Raw genomic sequence first — 16,552 nt, forward strand, 5'->3', positions numbered from 1 at the left:
TCCAGCACCGAGGAGACACCCGGGAGCAGCCAGTTGACGACCTTCTGCTGCTGCGCCTCGATGTACCGGGTCCGGGCCAGCTGACGCTTGATCTCCGGGTCGACGGTGTGGCGGGCGAGCTGGTGGCTGAACAGGATCGCCTCCACCTCGATCCCGTTCATCGTGATGATCCGGCACCGGGTGTACGGGTCACAGCGGTCCGGGTCGATCGGGTCCACGTTCAGCTCACGCCAGCTGCGCAGCTGACGGTCCAGCGGGATGCCCCGCTGCTCCAGGGGATTGAAGGTCATGGGCACGCTCCTCGTCGAGGGGCCGGACGCACGGACGCCCCGCACCGGGCGGGGTGCCCGGGGTCCGGCAGGGCACCTCCTCATGCTGAGCGTGACCGGCCGTGCCCGCCACGCCACACGCCCGTCGGGCGCGGACGTGCCCCGGATGCCGCATGCGGATGGCCGAAGCGGGGGCGCTGTGCAGAATGACCGCGTGCTGCGGCCCGGACAGGGCGGTGCCTTCCAGGCACGGCACCGCCCTGTCCGGGCCGCAGCATGAAGCGGGGTCCCCGTGGAAGGAGCGGTGGCCGTACGAGGTTCATGGGCGCCGAAGACCGCGTCCGTCCTGCTCCCGCTCCCGACGCCCATCGGCGGCCACCTCGATCCGCCGCCCCGCGCGGCCCAGGCCCGCGGGCCGCGACGCCTGGGTTCGTGCACCGCGCCACCGCGGGCGCCGGGCGGGACGTGACGAGCCGGGCGTCCGTGTCACCGGTGACACGGACGCCCGGCCTCGGGCGGGGGCTACCCGAGCGTGAGGGCGTAGATCTGCACCCGGGGGTCGTTCCGCAGACCGAGCGAGCGCACCGTCTTCGACGCGTCGAGGGCCACGGACGCGGCGAACAGGCGGACCGGCGGGCCGTCCACGCCCTGCCCCCGCTTGATCCGGTGCGGCATCTCCAGCGCCACGGAGCCACCCGCGGGCGCGGATCCCGCCCAGTCGCCGACGGTGACCGGCAGTTCGGCGGTGGTGCCGTCGGTGTAGCGGACGGTGAGGCCGGTCGTCACCGGCCCGTGGTGGGACGCGCCGACCAGCCGCAGCGTGCCGTACGAACCGGCCGGCAGCAGGAGGGCCTGACCGCGCGCCTCGACGAAGTTGGCGGCCGCGCCGGACGGGTCCGGGGCGTCGTAGGTCACGCCGTCCCACGCCACCGGCCCCGCGCCGGGCAGCAGGTCCCCGTCGTAGCTCCACCCCGCGCCGTCGAAGTCGCCCTCGTCGGGGGCGGCGACGGTCGCGGTCCCGTCGTGGTTCAGCTCCCGGCCGAGGTCGACGGCACACTGCTCACCGGCCGCCCCGGCACAGCGCGCGGCCTCACGCACCTCGACGGTGGCGACCCGCTCCACCTTCCTCACCCCGCCGGCGCCCGCCGTGATCCGCAGGGTGTACGTCCCCGGCGCGGTCCCGGCCGGCACGCGCACGTCCACCGTCGCGGTCCGCTGCACCGGCAGCCGGTGCGACGCCAGTGTGAACGGTCCGGACGCCTTCGCCGTCCACCCGCGGGGCGCCTCGACCCCGACGTCCACCCGCAGCGCGCCGGGCGCCTGGCCCAGCACGTCCATCCGCAGCCGCACGTCCTGGGCGCCGTCCGACGCCGGCACCACGTCGGCGGACGTGCGCAGCGAGGCGTCGAGGTGACGGCGGGAGTCGGCGGCCGCCCGGTTCACCGACGGCGGCTCGGCGCCCTTGCCGGTGCCCCACGCCGACGGCTCGTCGCTCATCTCGAAGGTGAGCCGCCCGCCCTCGGCGACCGCGTCCCAGTCCAGCCAGGTGGCGCGCAGGTCCTTCCCGCCGAACTCCGCCCGCTCCACGTACCGCCGCGTGTCGCTCGCGCCCGGCGCCTTCACGGTCAGCGTGCCGCCCTGCCGCTTCCCGTACGCGCCGATGCGGATCTCCGCCGACGGGAACTGCGGGGACGACACGGCGAGGAAGCCGCCGCCGTTCGTCGTCGGGTACAGGCCCAGGGACGAGAAGACGTACCAGGCCGACATGGTGCCCAGGTCGTCGTTGCCGGTCATGCCGTCCGGCCCGTCGGTGAACAGGGTCATCGCCGCGCGGATCACGGTCGCCGTCTTCGCCGGCGCGCCCGCCCACAGATACATGTACGGCGCGTGCAGGTCGGGCTCGTTGTTCGGGTTGTAGGTCGGCTTGCCGTAGTAGTCGTACGGCGCCGAGATCCAGTCGTGGCGGGCGGTCCCGGCGGGGTCCTTCAGCAGCTTGTCGTAGGCGAAGAAGGCGTCGAGCCGCTGCTCCGTCCTCTTCCTGCCGCCCATCAGCTCCACCAGCCCGGCCGGGTCCTGAGGCGCCAGCCACTGGTACTGGTAGGCGCCGCCCTCGTGGAACTGGTGCCCCGCCTCGACCGGGTCGTACGGCGTCACCCACGTGCCCTCGGTGGTGCGGGGCCGGAACTGCTGGAGGGAGGAGTCCCACAGGTTCCGGTACCACTGCCCGCGCGCCGCGAACATCCGGGCGTCCGCCGTGCGGCCCAGCCCTTCGGCCATCAGCGCCAGCGACGCGTCCGCCGCCGCGTACTCCAGGGTCGCCGACGCCGGGTGACGGCAGTCGTTGTCGCCGCCCTTGTCCGGGCAGTCCTTCCCCGGCTCGAGCCCGCTGGGCACGTACCCGCGCTCCAGGTAGGCGGCGATGCCCGCACGCCCGTTGTAGGGCGAGTCGTCCGGCGGCGTCCGCAGCGCGTTCTTCCGCAGCAGCGCGTACGCCTCCTGCTCGTGTCCGGCGAGCAGCCCCTTGGACCACGCCTCGACGAGGAAGGGGGTCACCGGGTCGCCCGTCATGATGTTGGTCTCGCTGTTGGCGAGCGACCAGCGCGGCAGCCAGCCGCCGTCCCGCCCGATCGCGACGACCGACAGCGCCACGTCCCGCGCCACCCTCGGCTCCAGCATCTGCAGCAGCTGGTTCTGCGGCCGGTGGGTGTCCCACAACGACAGGTTCTGGTACGGCGTGAACCCGGACGCCGTGTGCACCTTCCCGTCGAAGCCCGCGTACCGGCCGTCGACGTCCCCGGCGAGGTTCGGGTGCAACTGCGCGTGATAGAGCGCCGTGTAGAACGCGCGCCGCCGTTCCTCCGGCCCGCCCTCGACCTTCACCGCGGCGAGCTGCCGCTCCCAGGTGGCCCGCAGCGCCTCCCGCGTGGCGTCGAAGTCGTAGGAATCCGCCGTCTCCGCCTCCAGGTTCTTCCGGGCGCCCTCGAGGCCCGTGTACGACAGGCCGACCTTGACGACGACGTCCCGGTCGTCCTCGGCGTCGAACGTCACCCAGGCGCCGTTGCCGCCCTCACCGGCCGCGTCCCGCCCGCCCGGACGGGGAGTGGAGCCCCGCCAGGTGCCGTGCGAGGCGAACGGCCGGTCGAAGGTGGCGGTGAAGTAGACCGTGTGCCGGTCCTTGCCCGCGCAGAAGTTGCCCGCCTCGACCCGGCCCTCGACCGTCCGGTCCCCGACGACGTGCACCTCCGAGCTGTACACCCGCTGGTTGGCCTTGCCGGTGTTGAACAGCACGTTGGCCCGGCCGGTGGCGGGGAAGGTGTAGCGCTGCCACCCGGTGCGCGGGGTGGCCGTCAGCTCGGCGTCGATGCCGTACGTCTTCAACCCGACGCGGTAGTAACCGGGTTCGGCCTTCTCGTCGTCGTGCGAGTAGGTCGAGCGGTACACGTCGGGATCCACGGTGTCGACCGCACCGGTGGTCGGCATCAGCGGCAGCTCGCCCATGACGGAGCAGCCGACGCCGGAGAGGTGGGTCTGGCTGAACCCGTGGATCCTGTCCTGCTGGTAGTCGTAACCGCCCTGCCCGCCGGTGTCCGGGCTCACCTGCACCATCCCGAAGGGCGCGCTGGCTCCGGGGAAGGTGTTGCCGAAGTTCTGGGTGCCGATGAACGGGTTGACCAGGGAGGTCAGTCGCTCGCCGGACGACGTCGACGGCCGGGCGAGGGCCGGCGCGGGCGCCAGGCCGGCCCCGACGACGGCGAGGGCGGCGAGGACCGTCGTGGCGCGGTGGCGCCATCCGCGGAGGGGTGGGTGCATGGGAGCGGTCTCCTGTTCCTCGCCTGTCGTGCCTGGCTGGCGGAAGCGGACTAGATCACGGTGCTGACATCGTTGTCAATACCCGTGACGCAAGCGGCTGTTCAGCAGCGCGGCGGGAGGGCGTGCCGGTCCGGTGCCGGCGGTCAGGCCGAGGGCGGGTCCACCGGGGCGACCCGCCGGAGCACCATGAGCGAGTCCTCCGCACCCGCCACCATCGCGAACGGGAACCGGTCCGGCTCCAGGCAGAGCGCGACGTCTTCAGGGGTGGAGCCTTCGCGCACCCCCTGCCTCAACTCGGCGGCGGAACGCGACGCGTCGGCGCGCCGCAGGTACGGGCCGGCGTCCACGGCGCCCCCGCCGGCCCTCCGCGCGATGTACTCGGCGCACGCCAGATCCTCCTCGGCGCGGCCACCCCCTCCGGTGACCACGAACGTGACGCGCTCACAGGCGCGCTCCCGCAACAGCCCGGCCGTCGCCCCCGCCACCACGAAGCTCGCGCACAGCACCAGGGAGGCGTCCTTGACGGCGAGGGCGCCGACGGTGCCCGCCGTGGTCTTCTGGACGACGGTGCGCCCGGCGAGGTGCGTCCCGCGCAGCAGGGCAGGGGAGTTGACCAGGTCGAAGCCGGGTCCGGGCGGCCCGTCCTTGAGGGTCAGCCAGTCGGGACGCCGCGCCTTGAGCGCCAGCGCGTCCTCCGACGACTCGGCGAGAACGACCCGTTCGGCGCCCCGGGCGAACGCCCAGGCGGCCACCGTGTACGCCCGCATGACGTCCACCACCACGGCCACGTCCGGTACGTCCGTCAATTCGGCGATGCCGAGGAAGCGAGACTCCATCCGGACATGATGGGACACCGCGGGCGCCGGGGCACGCGACTTTCCACGCCGGCCCCGGACGCGGGTGCACCGGTGATCCACGGGCGGCGGGACGAAAGACGGCATGCCGGTGACCACCCGCGTGCAAGGATGCTGTGTGTGACCGGACTGTCTTCCCCGCCCGTCGCCGAGGGCACTGCCGGCCGCCCCGGTCTGGGGCCCCGCGCCGCCGCCGTCCTGGTGTTCGGGGCATCGGCCGCGGTGCTGGTCGTCGAGATCGTCGCCCTGCGCCTGCTGGCCCCGTACCTGGGCCTCACGCTCGAGACCAGCACCCTGGTGATCGGCATCGCCCTCACGGCGATCGCGCTCGGCTCGTGGCTGGGCGGGCGCGTCGCCGACCAGGTCGACCCGCTGCGGCTCATCGGACCCGCGCTCGGCGTCTCGGGCGCGGTCGTGGCCCTCACCCCGGCCGTGCTGCGCGGCATCGCGGAGTGGGCGCGCCCGCTGCTGATCCTCGTCGCGGCGCTGACCATCCTGGTGCCGGGCGCGCTGCTGTCCGCGGTGACGCCGCTGGTGACCAAGGTGCGGCTCACCCGCCTCGCCGAGACCGGCACGGTCGTCGGCCGGCTGTCGGGCGTCGGCACCGTGGGCTCCATCGTCGGCACCGTCCTGACCGGCTTCGTGCTCCTGTCGAGACTGCCGGTCAGCGGCATCCTGTTCGGTCTCGGCGCCCTGCTGGTGATCGCGTCGGTGCTGGTCACCTGGCGGCTGCGCGCCCGGAGCGGCGCCGCGCCCGCCCTCGCCCTCGCCCTGGCGGCGGGCGGCCTGGCCGCCTCCGTCGCGCCGGGCGGCTGCGACGTCGAGACGCGGTACCACTGCGCCGAGGTCGTCGCCGACCCCGCCCGCGACGGCGGCCGCACGCTCGTGCTGGACGGCGTGCGGCACTCCTACGTCGACGCCGGCGACCCGACCCACCTGGAGTTCACCTACGTCAAGGCCGTCGCGTCGGTGGCCGACGCCGCCTTCCCCGAGGGCAGGCCCCTCACCGCTCACCACCTGGGCGGCGGCGGCCTCACCCTGCCCCGCTACCTCGCGGCCACCCGTCCCGGGACGCGCAGTGCGGTGTCCGAGATCGACGACGGCGTCGTACGGATCGACCGCGAGCGGCTCGGTCTGCGTCCGCAGCCCGGCATCGACGTCCGCACCGAGGACGGCAGACTGGGGCTGAAGCGTCTGGACGCCGACGCGCTCGACCTCGTCGTCGGCGACGCCTTCGGAGGCGTCAGCGTCCCGTGGCACCTCACCACGGTCGAGGCGCTGACGGAGGTGCGGCGCGTCCTCGCCCGGGACGGCCTCTACGTCGTCAATCTCATCGACCACGGCGAGCAGGCCTTCGCGAAGGCCGAACTGGCCACGCTTCGCGAGGTGTTCGACCACGTCGCCCTCCTCGGCGAACCCGTCGACATCGGCCTCGCCCGCACCGGCACACCCGCGGGCGGCAATCTCGTGGCCGTCGCCTCCGACCGCCCCGTCGACCTGGCCGCCGTCCAGCAGGCGCTCGACGCCCGCCGCACCGGATGGAAGACCGCCACGGGCGACACCCTCACCGCCTGGACCGCCGACGCCCCCGTCCTCACCGACGACTACGCCCCCGTCGACCAGCTCCTCCAGCCCTACGCCGCGCAGAGCCGCCGCTGACCACCCGCGTGTCGTTTCCGTCCAAGACGGCCGCCCCCGCCTCCCTCTAGCGTGGACGCGACAGCTCAGCGGGTCTGTGGAGGAGGCGCAGCATGCGGAAACTGGTGTACACGGGGTTCATGTCCCTGGACGGCGTCGTGGACTCCCCCGGCGGCGGGCCGGGGGAGGAGCACCGCAGCGGCGGCTGGGTGTTCAAGGACCTGGAGTTCGTCGAGGAGGCCTGGTCGCTGAAGGGCGAGGAGCTGGCCGACACGACGGCGCTGATGTTCGGCCGCCGCAGCTACGAGGCGTTCGCGCCGGTCTGGCCCGGCTCGGAGGACCACGCCGCCTACCGCGACCTGCCGAAGTACGTGGTGTCGTCGACGCTGTCCGGGAACGCCCTGGTCGACGACTGGGGCCCGATCACGGTGCTCCGCTCCACCGAGGACGTCGCCGCGCTGAAGGAGGGCGAGGGCGGCGCGATCTTCATCCACGGCAGTGCGGAACTGGCCCGGCGCCTGTCCGACGCCGGCCTGATCGACCAGTACAACCTGCTGATGTTCCCCGTGCTGCTCGGCGCAGGGAAGAGCCTGTTCGGCCGCGCCGACCGGGACAAGCAGGTGCTGGCCCTCCGGGAGTCGGAGACCTACTCCAACGGCATCGTCAAGCTCGTCCACGACGTCAGGCGCTGATCGACGTCGAGCGCGATCGCCCCTCCGGTGCCCTCACGCAGCTGCCGCGCGGTGCGTCCGACGTACGTCCGCAAGGCCCGGGCCAAGTGCGGCTCGTCGAAGTAGTCCAGCTTGGCGGTGACGCCGGCGGCCGGCTCGCCGGCGGCCAGCAGCCGCGCCGCCGTGCGCGCCCGCTCGATCTGCCGTACGGCACCCCGCGTGAGCCCGGTCGCGGCCCGGAAGCGCCGCTCGACGGTCCGCTGCGAGACGGCGGGACGGTGGCCGCGGAGCACGTCGGCGACGAGCGGATCGCGGCCGAGCACCCCGGCCCGCACCAGCCGCTCCACCAGGGCCTCGGCATCGTCGGGACCCGGGGTCTCCCAGCGCGTCCCGTCCAGCCGGAACGTCCGGCGCGAGGTGTCGGGGAGCGCGACCCCGCCGTCGATCAGCTCCGCCGCCGGCGCCATCCGCAGCGAGGTGCCCACGGCGAAATCGATCCCCGTGAAAACGGCCCCCTCCGGCACGGGCGCCGACCCGGCCCGGGTCTCGGGTCCCGTGACCGCCGCGTACGCCGTCCCGTCCTGCTGCCAGAAGACCAGCCCCAGCCGCGCCCCGGCGACGGACGTCATGCTGGTGACACGCCCGCTGGTGCACGTCCACAAGGTGTCGACCCACGGAGAGTCGGACCGACGCGTCTCGAACCGCAGCCCCACGCCCGCAGAATACGCCGGCAGGCGTCAGTCCGGGGACGCGGGGAACCGCGCGACCGGCCACGACGAACCCGACTCCGGCGCGCTGCCCGGGCCCGGTCGCTGGGCGAGCCCTTCCGCCACCAACCCCTTCAGCACAGCCTCCCCCAATGCCTCCACCGCGGAGCGAGGCCGCACCATCACGGTGAACTCCTTGATCAACCCGTTCTCGTCGAAGTGCAGCAGATCGATCCCGTGGATCTCCTTTCCGCCCACGGTCGCCCGGAAGACCAGCACGGCCGACGGCGACGTCACCCCCTCCGCGCCGGTCTGCGCCGCACCCGTGCACTCACCGACGTACCGGAAGTCCTCGAAGGTCCGCAGCAGGACGCCGAAGAGCCCCATGACCGTCGCCCTGCCCTCGAACGGCGTGAATTTCACGGGGCTGTACAGGCGGATGTCGTCGGTGAACAGCTCCTCCAGCGCAGCCGGATCGCGAGCGTCGACGGCTGCACGGAAACGGTCCGCGGTGTCCACGGCGCCACCACCTCAGGTAGTCATGGATGTGAGTAGTCAGAAAGATGACTATCATGGGCGGCCCGCAAGGCGACAGAGGCGAGGCAGCGGCAGGCGGAAGGGATCGCATGGCACTCAGGCACGCCGTGCTGGCGGCGCTGCTCGACGGCGAGCTCAGCGGCTATCAGCTGGCCAAGGCGTTCGACGCCGGCGTGGCCAACTTCTGGTACGCCCAGCCGCAGCAGCTGTACGCCGAGCTCGCCCGGCTGGAGCAGCAGGGCCTCGTCGCGGGCCGGGAGGTGGTGCAGGAGAGCCGCCCCAACAAGCGGCTGTTCCACGTCACCGACGCAGGACTCGCCGAGCTGGAAGCCTTCACCGCCGCCTCCGCCAAGCCCGCCTTCGTCCGCGACGACCTCATGGTCAAGGTCCAGGCGGCCGACAGCGTCGACACCGCCACCCTCGTCGGCCGGCTCGCCGAACGCGCCGAGATCGCCCGCGCCCGTATCGAGCTGTTCGAGGCGCTGCTCCGGCGTCTGCGCGGCGACCGCAGCGAGGAGGACTTCCTCCGTCACGGCGACCGCATCGGCCCCTACCTGACCTGTCTGCGCGGCGTGGCCTTCGAGCAGGAGAACCGCGACTGGTGCCTGCGGACCGTTGCCGTACTGGAGGAGAGGCGGCACAGCCGTGCCCGGAACTGAGACGGCCTGCCTCCGCCACGTCGCTCTCGGCGACAGCCGGACCGAGGGCGTCGGCGACGGCGACGACGTCACCGGCCTGCGCGGCTTCGCCGACCGCCTCGCCGAGCACCTGGCCCGGCACGAGCCCGCCCTCCGGTACGCCAACCTGGCGGTGCGGGGCCGCCTCGCCGCCCAGATCCACACCGAGCAGCTGCCGCCCGCCCTCGCGCTGCGGCCCGACCTCGCCACCGTCGTCGCCGGCGTCAACGACCTGCTGAGACCCCGCTTCGACGCCGACGAGGTCTGCGCTCACCTGGACGCCATGTTCGGGGCGCTCACGGAGCAGGGCGCCCGGGTCGCCACGGTCACCGTCCCGGACCTCTCCCGCGTCTGTCCCGTCGCACGGCCCCTGATCCCGCGCGTCACGGCCCTCAACGAGGGCATACGCCGCACCGCACGCCGGCACGGAGTCGTCGTCGCGGAAGCGGCCCTCCATCCGGTCGCGGGCGACCCCCGGCTGTGGAGCCCCGACCGCCTCCACGCCGGCCCCCCCCCGGGCCACGAGCGCATCGCCGCCGCCCTCGCCCACGCCCTGCGGCTGCCCGGCGGCGACGACACCTGGACCCACCCCCTCCCGCCGCAGGCCCTGCCCACCGGCTTGCGCGCCGTCGGCACCGGACTCCGCTGGCTGACCGGCTCCTTGGGTCCGTGGCTGCTCCGCCGCCTGCGGGGCCGCTCGTCCGGTGACGGCCGCACGGCCAAGCGCCCGCTCCTCCACCCGGTACTGGACGACCGCCGCCCTGTGACGGACGGCTGACCGGCGGCACACGGGACCTCATGTGCTCGCGGCGGACGCGGCCGTGCCGACCGGCGCCCTCGTGAACGGGTGCCGCGGGCCGGCCGGAACCGCCGGTGCCGGTCCCTCGTGATCACGTCGCGCGCCCCGAGCGGGGGGCCTCGGCGGCCGTACGCAGGCAGTGGTGCAGGCCGCGGGTGAGGAACGTGAAGGTGTGCCCGCCTTCCTGTGCCGTCCGTGGCGGCATCCTGCTCATCGGCCCCGCCCAGCTCCCGCCCATCAGCAGATGAGCCACAACTCCCTTTCCTGTGCCCTGATCCGGCCGTCCGCCGCTCGGTGGGTCAGTCCGCGCGTCCGCGCAGCAGCGCGAGCTCGTGGTTCAGCTCGGCGAGGAAGCGGACGACCACGCGCAGTTCCTCGGTCGTGAAACGCCCGCGCGCCGTGTCGGTGCTGCGCGCGAGCGGCTGGAAGTACTCCCGCGCCAGGCTCTTGGCCCGGTCCGCGTACTCCAGATGCACCACACGGCGGTCGTCGACCGCCCGGACACGCCGAATGTGCCCCGCCCGCTCCAGGCGGTCCAGGCATGCTGTCATCGCGCCGGAGGTGAGGTTGAGCTGTTTGCGCAGACGGCCGGGTGTCATGGGTGCGTCGGGCCCGCCGCCGTCGAGGATCGCTATCAGGGCGAGCATGTCGGTGTGGTGCAGACCGTGCGCCTGAGCGAACTCCTGGACGATGCGGTTGAACTCGCCGGTCATCCGGCGCAGTTGCACCGCGAATGACTGCAGCCCGGTCGGGCACTCCTCGGGCGGAGGAGGCGCTGGGGTCTGTGAGCCGCTCATAGCGACCAGTATAAGATCACTCGATGATTGACATAGTCGACCGTTGACACAACCTCTCGCGTCATAGGAACCCACATGACAACCGCACCACGGCGGGCCCGGTGGCTCGTACCGCTCGCTCTGTTGATCGTCTGGCTCGGCGTGGGCGGGACGCTCGGCCCGTACGCGGGCAAGCTGGGCGAGGTGGCCACCAACGACCAGGCCTCCTTCCTGCCCCGGAGCGCCGAGTCCACGCGGGTGCTCGACGAGCGCGAGGCGTTCGACCAGCAGGAGACGCTGCCCGCGATCGTCGTGTGGACCGCGGACGGCGGACGGATCACCGACGCCCAGCGCTCGGCCGCCACCCGCGCGGTCGCCGGGCTCGCCGGTGAGCCCGGCGTCGTCGGCGGGCCCTCGCCCGCCTTCCCCTCCGAGGACGGCAAGGCCCTGCAGTCCGTGGTGCAGGTGGAGCCCGGCCTCGGTGACGGGCTGGCCGACGTCGTCGACGAGGTGCGCGAGGCCGCGGGCGCCGTCGACGGCACCACGGCCGAGGTGGCGGGCCCCGCGGCCAGCCAGGTGGACCTGTCCGACGCGTTCGCCGGCATCGACGGCCTGCTGCTCGGAGTGGCCCTCGCCGCCGTGCTGCTGATCCTCCTGCTGGTCTACCGCAGTGTCCTGCTGCCCTTCGTCATCATCCTCGGCTCCGTCTTCGCGCTCGGCCTGGCCTGCGCCATCGTCTACGTCCTCGCCGACCACGACGTGGTGCGCGTCGACGGCCAGGTGCAGGGCATCCTGTCCATCCTCGTGATCGGCGCGGCCACCGACTACGCCCTGCTCCTCGCCGCCCGCTTCCGCGAAGAACTCGCCGTGCGCGGCGACCGGTTCGCCGCCGCGCTCGCCGCCGTACGCCGGTCCCTCGGCGCCATCACCGCCAGTGCCGCCACCGTCGCCCTCGGTCTGCTGACGCTGCTCGTCAGCGACCTCACCAACAACCGCGCCCTCGGCCCGGTCGGCGCCATCGGCATCGTCTGCTCCGTGCTGTCCGCGCTCACCTTCCTGCCGGCCGCCCTCGCCCTGCTGGGCCGCAGCGCGTACTGGCCCGCCAAGCCCAAGGAGTCGGACGCCACCGTCGAGGGGCACAGCGTGTGGCGCCGCGTCGCCGCGACCGTCGACCGCAAGCCGCGCCGCGTGTGGGCGGTGACCGTGCTGGTCCTGGCCGTCTTCGCGGCCTTCTCCCCGTCCCTGTCCGCCAAGGGCACCCCGCTCGACGAGATCTTCGTCAACGACGCGCCGTCCGTCGCCGCGCAGAAGACGCTCGGCGAGCACTTCCCCGGCGGGTCCGGCAACCCGGCCGTCATCCTCGCCGACGCCGACCGGCTCGACGAGGTCACGGCCGCCGCGAACGAGACCGAGGGAGTGGCCTCCGCCGCCCCCGTCTCCGCCTCCGGACGGCCCGGCGGCGGGGAACCCAAGATCGTCGACGGGCGGGTGCGCGTCGACGCCACGCTGGAGGCCGCCGCCGACAGCGACGCCGCGAAGCAGACCGTCGAACGGCTGCGGGACAACCTGCACGGCATCCCGGGCGCCGACGCCCTCGTCGGCGGCTACACCGCCCAGCAGGTCGACACCCAGCAGACCGCCTCCGACGACCGCGCGCTGATCGTGCCGATCGTGCTCGTCGTGATCCTGCTGATCCTCGTCCTGCTGCTGCGGTCCGTGATCGTGCCGGTGCTGCTGGTGGCGACCGTGGGGCTCAACTTCCTGGCCACCCTCGGCGTCTCCGCGCTGGTCTTCCAGCACCTCTTCGGCTTCAGCGGAACGGACGCGTCGGTCCCGCTGTACGGCTTCGTGTTCCTGGTCGCCCTGGGCGTCGACTACAACATCTTCCTGATGTCCCGGGTCCGCGAGGAGGCCCTGTCGCACGGCACCCGCCAGGGCGTGCTGCGCGGTCTGACCACCACCGGCGGCGTCATCACCTCGGCCGGCGTGGTGCTCGCCGCGACCTTCGCCGCGCTGATGGTGATCCCCCTGGCCTTCCTGGTCCAGATCGCCTTCATCGTCGCCTTCGGCGTCCTCCTCGACACCCTCGTCGTCCGGTCCCTGCTGGTCCCGGCCCTGGTGATCGACATCGGCCCGAAGGCCTGGTGGCCGGGCGCGCTGTCCCGCCCGACGTCCCCGGAGAACAAGGACACGGCGGCCCCCGAACGCACGTGACGTGACCGGCGAGGGGGCGGGCGGCCAGGTGGCTGCCCGCCCCCTTCCCGTGCCGCGAGAGCGTCCTGGGCGTGACCGGGGCAGGGGCGACCGAGGGCGGCGGGGCCGGCACGGCGCCGCCGGAAGCAGCCTCGCCGGCGGCCGGCACGACCGCTACCGGAACGAGAACGCCGTGCCCCTCGCCGAGGCGTTCCGGCTCGTGGAGCACGTCGTGCGCACGGGCGACCGGCCCCTGGACGCACGACGGGCCGTCGACCGCTGACTCAGCGGTCGACGGCCTGTCGCGTCCGGTCCTGTCGCGTCACGCGGACGGATCCTTGCCGCAGGCGGCAGCGGGCGCCTCCCGCCCCGGAGCCCGTTCGGCGCCCCCGCCCGTGGAGGCGAGCACGACCTTGGACGCGCGGCTGTCCCGGTCCAGGTAGCCGCCCGTCGCGGCGAGGGCGAGACCGATGACCGCCAGGGCGGCGCCGACCAGCGTGGGCGAGGACCAGCCCCAGCCCGCCGCGATGACCAGGCCGCCCAGCCAGGCGCCGCCCGCGTTCGCGAGGTTGAAGGCGGAGTGGTTGGACGCGGCCGCCATCGTCGGAGCGTCCTGCGCCTTGGTCATCAGCAGCATCTGCACCGGTGTGGTGATCAGCGAGCTCAGACCGCCCGTGATCGTGATGACGACGAGCGCCGGCACCAGGTGCCCGATGACGAAGTGCAGCGTCACCAGCGCCGCCGCGAGCAGCGCGAACCCGCCGTACAGGGTGGGGCGCAGCGCCCGGTCGGTGAGCGGTCCCGCGACGAGCGTGCCGAGCGTCATGCCGACGCCGAACAGCGCGAGGACCACAGTCGTGGACGAGTCCGCGATCCCGGTGAGGTTGGTCAGCATCGGCACGAGGTAGCTGTACATGGCGAAGAAGCCGCCGAACCCGACGACCGCCGTGACCAGCCCGAGCAGCACCTGCTTGTTCTTCATCGCGCGCAGTTCGTGCACGACTCCCGCCTGCTCGCCCCGCGGCTGGTGCGGGACGAGCCGCACCAGCGCCGCGAGGGCGAGGACGCCGATGACGGCCACCGCCGCGTACGCGAACCGCCAGCCGAACTGCTGCCCGAGTGCCGTCCCGGCGGGGACGCCGACGATGTTGGCGACCGTGAGACCGAGGAACATCATCGACACCGCACGGGCCGCCCGGTCCGGCGCGACCAGCTTGGAGGCGACGACCGCGCCGACGCCGAACAGCGCCCCGTGGGGCAGCCCCGCCAGGACGCGCGCCGCGAACAGCAGCCCGTAGTTCGGCGCGAGCGCCGAGGCCACGTTCCCGACGACGAACACGCCCGTGAGCATCAGCAGCAGCCGCTTGTGCGGCACCCGCGCACCGATCGCGGTCAGCAGCGGCGCGCCGATCACCACGCCCAGCGCGTAGGCGGAGACGAGGTTGCCCGCGGCCGGCACGGACACCGCCAGGCCGTCGGCGATCTGGGGGAGGAGACCCATGGTGACGAACTCGGTCGTGCCGATGCCGAACGCGACGACGGCCAGGGCGAACAGGGCCAAGGGCATGCGGAGGGGAACCTTCCGAATAGGAGCCGGGTGAGGGCGCGCACCGCTGGGCACCGCGCCACCGGTCATCGTCCGGTGGCAGCGGTGCCTGGTCGGTAGGGGCGGTCCGGCGCCGGTCCTCGTCGTCCGCGCGTGGTTGCCGCGTGCACCAGCCTGCCAGATCCCCCTACGGGTGGTGGAACCGGGCGGTCACAACGCCGGACCCCCGTGCCTGTCCCACCCCTGCGGCGCGCGGCGCGCGACGACCCGCCGCGGCTCAGTCGGGCTCACCGTGCAGCACCTCCAGCAGACGCGTCACCGCCTCCGCGACGGCGTCCCGCGCCGGACCGAGGTACCGGCGCGGGTCCACGGCCGACGGATGCGCGTCCAGATACGTCCGCGCGGCCCGCGTGAACCGCTTGTTCAGGTGGGTGGAGACGTTGACCTTCGTCATGCCGGCCCGCACCGCCCGCGCCAGCTCCGCGTCCGCCACGCCCGACGAGCCGTGCAGCACCAGAGGCACGCTCACCGCGTCGCGCAGTGCCGAGATGAGGGAGAAGTCCAGCACGGCGTCGCGGGTGGTCATGGCATGCGAGCTGCCCACCGCCACGGCCAGCGCGTCGACCCCCGTGGCGGCGACGAAGTCCCGCGCCTGTGCGGGGTCGGTCCGCACCCCCGGCGCGTGTGCCCCGTCCTTCCCGCCGACCTCTCCCAGTTCCGCCTCCACCCACACGCCCCGGGCGTGGCAGTACTCGGCGACCTCACGGGTCACCCGCAGGTTCTCCTTGTAAGGGAGCGTGGAGGCGTCGAACATCACGGACGAGAAGCCGAGCCGTACGGCCTCGTGCACGAGGTCCACGGACTTCGCGTGGTCGAGGTGCACGGCGACGGGGGTCAGCGCGCCGCGCGCGACGGCGAGGGCCGCCAGCCCGATCGGCTCGAGGCCGCCGTGGTAGCGGGCGGTGTTCTCGCTGATCTGCAGGATCACCGGGCGGCCCGCGGCCTCCGCGCCGCCGACGATCGCCTCGGCGTGCTCGAGCTGCACCACGTTGAACGCCCCGGCACCGACGCCGGCGCGGGAGGCGGGGCCGACGATGTCGTCAGTGGGGCTGAGGGGCATGGAGGTCCTCCACGGGCACGGTGGTACGGAGACGTTCGTAGGCGGCGGCGTCGACCTCGCCGGCCACGGGGCGGACGACGGCGGCGGCCGACAGGGCCACCGCCTCGCGCAGGACGGCCGGCCAGCCCGCGCCGTCGGCGAGCCCCGCCGCGAGCGCGGCGACACAGGCGTCGCCCGCCCCGGTGGGATTGCCGGCCAGCCGCTCGGGCGGCACGGCCCGCCGGCGGCCGTCGGGTGTGACGGCCAGGAGTCCGCCGGGTCCTGAGGACACCACGACGGACCGTGCGCCGAGGGCGCGCAGCCGCTCGGCGCCCGCCCCGGCGTCCTCGGACCCGGTGGCCGCCAGGAGCTCGGCCGCGTTGGGCTTGACGACGTCGGGCCGTGCGCCGAGCGCGTCGAGCAGCGGGGCGCCACTGGTGTCCAGCACGGTCAGCGCCCCCCTCCCGGCGGCGGTGCGCACCAGGCGGGCGTACGCGTCCTCGGGCAGCCCCGGGGGCAGACTGCCGCAGAGCGTGACCACCGACGCCTCGCGCACCAGCACCGCGAAGCGCTCGGCGAACATCCGCCACTCCCGCGGACTCACCTGCGGGCCCTGCTCGTTGAACACGGTGGCGTCCCCGTCGTCACCGGACACGACGGTCACGGTCTGCCGCGAGTCGCCCGCGACGGGGACGAGTTCGTCACGCAGCCCGGGCACCGCGCGCAGGTCCTCGCGCACCAGCGCGCCCGTGGGACCGCCGACCAGCCCGGTGACGGCGACGTCACGCCCCCGCCCGGCGAGCACCCGGGCCACGTTGACGCCCTTGCCCCCGGCCCGCCGGTGGACGGACCCGACCCGGTGCGAGGTGCGGGGGCGCAGGCTGTCGACGCCGTAGGTGACGTCGAGGGCGACGTTCAGGGTGACGGTGAGGATCACGGTCGCCGGCCCTCCGCCCAGGGGCAGGCGCCCGCCGGC

At 73.8% G+C, this 16,552-nt stretch carries 13 protein-coding genes and 1 pseudogene; 5 read left to right on the forward strand and 9 right to left on the reverse strand.

The genetic code is table 11. The annotated features are described in order from the left end of the window. The 3 genes and pseudogenes from ACIQ8B_RS29465 to ACIQ8B_RS29475 all read right to left on the reverse strand — a co-directional run. Positions 1-290: pseudogene (locus ACIQ8B_RS29465) on the reverse strand (hypothetical protein); the annotation flags it as partial. Positions 291-791: 501 nt separating this feature from the next. Then, the gene (locus tag ACIQ8B_RS29470; protein ID WP_403550956.1) at positions 792-4,079 is read right to left on the reverse strand and encodes a GH92 family glycosyl hydrolase; all 3,288 of its coding nucleotides are present in this window, start codon (positions 4,077-4,079) and stop codon (positions 792-794) included. Between the two features lie 143 nt (positions 4,080-4,222). Next, complete coding sequence (locus ACIQ8B_RS29475; RefSeq protein ID WP_403550958.1) at positions 4,223-4,915, reverse strand: 2-phosphosulfolactate phosphatase; 693 nt, start codon at positions 4,913-4,915, stop codon at positions 4,223-4,225. 129 nt (positions 4,916-5,044) lie between these two features. On the opposite strand from ACIQ8B_RS29475, the gene ACIQ8B_RS29480 reads away from it, so the two are divergent. Next, positions 5,045-6,592, forward strand: a complete 1,548-nt coding sequence (locus ACIQ8B_RS29480) for a fused MFS/spermidine synthase (protein ID WP_403550960.1) — start codon at positions 5,045-5,047, stop codon at positions 6,590-6,592. Between the two features lie 92 nt (positions 6,593-6,684). After that, a complete protein-coding gene (locus tag ACIQ8B_RS29485; protein WP_403550962.1) occupies positions 6,685-7,263 on the forward strand; it encodes a dihydrofolate reductase family protein in 579 nt (192 codons plus the stop codon). On the opposite strand, the gene ACIQ8B_RS29490 is transcribed toward ACIQ8B_RS29485, so the two are convergent. Next, positions 7,218-7,955, reverse strand: coding sequence for a helix-turn-helix domain-containing protein (locus tag ACIQ8B_RS29490; RefSeq protein ID WP_403550964.1), 738 nt, complete (start codon positions 7,953-7,955; stop codon positions 7,218-7,220). The genes ACIQ8B_RS29485 and ACIQ8B_RS29490 overlap by 46 nt on opposite strands. A gap of 24 nt (positions 7,956-7,979) precedes the next feature. Then, positions 7,980-8,468 carry a nuclear transport factor 2 family protein gene (locus ACIQ8B_RS29495; protein WP_403550966.1) on the reverse strand — a complete coding sequence of 163 codons (489 nt, stop codon included), beginning with the start codon at positions 8,466-8,468 and terminating at the stop codon, positions 7,980-7,982. A gap of 107 nt (positions 8,469-8,575) precedes the next feature. On the opposite strand from ACIQ8B_RS29495, the gene ACIQ8B_RS29500 reads away from it, so the two are divergent. After that, positions 8,576-9,145, forward strand: a complete 570-nt coding sequence (locus tag ACIQ8B_RS29500) for a PadR family transcriptional regulator (protein WP_403550968.1) — start codon at positions 8,576-8,578, stop codon at positions 9,143-9,145. Beyond that, complete coding sequence (locus ACIQ8B_RS29505; protein ID WP_403550970.1) at positions 9,132-9,941, forward strand: SGNH/GDSL hydrolase family protein; 810 nt, start codon at positions 9,132-9,134, stop codon at positions 9,939-9,941. The genes ACIQ8B_RS29500 and ACIQ8B_RS29505 overlap by 14 nt, the downstream gene beginning before the upstream one ends. Before the next feature lie 320 nt (positions 9,942-10,261). Here ACIQ8B_RS29505 and ACIQ8B_RS29510 read toward each other — a convergent pair whose 3' ends face one another. Next, positions 10,262-10,759 (reverse strand): MarR family winged helix-turn-helix transcriptional regulator, encoded by a 498-nt coding sequence (locus ACIQ8B_RS29510; RefSeq protein ID WP_290003792.1) that lies wholly within the window; start codon positions 10,757-10,759, stop codon positions 10,262-10,264. A gap of 75 nt (positions 10,760-10,834) precedes the next feature. Between ACIQ8B_RS29510 and ACIQ8B_RS29515 the strand changes: the two genes are divergently transcribed. Next, positions 10,835-12,952, forward strand: coding sequence for an MMPL family transporter (locus tag ACIQ8B_RS29515; protein ID WP_403550973.1), 2,118 nt, complete (start codon positions 10,835-10,837; stop codon positions 12,950-12,952). 301 nt (positions 12,953-13,253) lie between these two features. On the opposite strand, the gene ACIQ8B_RS29520 is transcribed toward ACIQ8B_RS29515, so the two are convergent. The 3 genes from ACIQ8B_RS29520 to ACIQ8B_RS29530 form a co-directional block, all read right to left on the reverse strand. After that, positions 13,254-14,498 (reverse strand): MFS transporter, encoded by a 1,245-nt coding sequence (locus tag ACIQ8B_RS29520; protein WP_106410923.1) that lies wholly within the window; start codon positions 14,496-14,498, stop codon positions 13,254-13,256. Between the two features lie 256 nt (positions 14,499-14,754). Beyond that, positions 14,755-15,597: a ketose-bisphosphate aldolase gene (locus ACIQ8B_RS29525; RefSeq protein WP_403550975.1), complete on the reverse strand. Its 843-nt coding sequence runs from the start codon at positions 15,595-15,597 to the stop codon at positions 14,755-14,757. Continuing rightward, positions 15,578-16,513 carry a 1-phosphofructokinase family hexose kinase gene (locus tag ACIQ8B_RS29530; protein ID WP_403550977.1) on the reverse strand — a complete coding sequence of 312 codons (936 nt, stop codon included), beginning with the start codon at positions 16,511-16,513 and terminating at the stop codon, positions 15,578-15,580. Before ACIQ8B_RS29530 ends, ACIQ8B_RS29525 begins: the two co-directional genes overlap by 20 nt. Between the last annotated feature and the right edge of the window lie 39 nt (positions 16,514-16,552).

The sequence above is a fragment of the Streptomyces sp. NPDC096105 genome, from assembly GCF_044763335.1.
Taxonomy (GTDB): Bacteria; Actinomycetota; Actinomycetes; order Streptomycetales; family Streptomycetaceae; genus Streptomyces.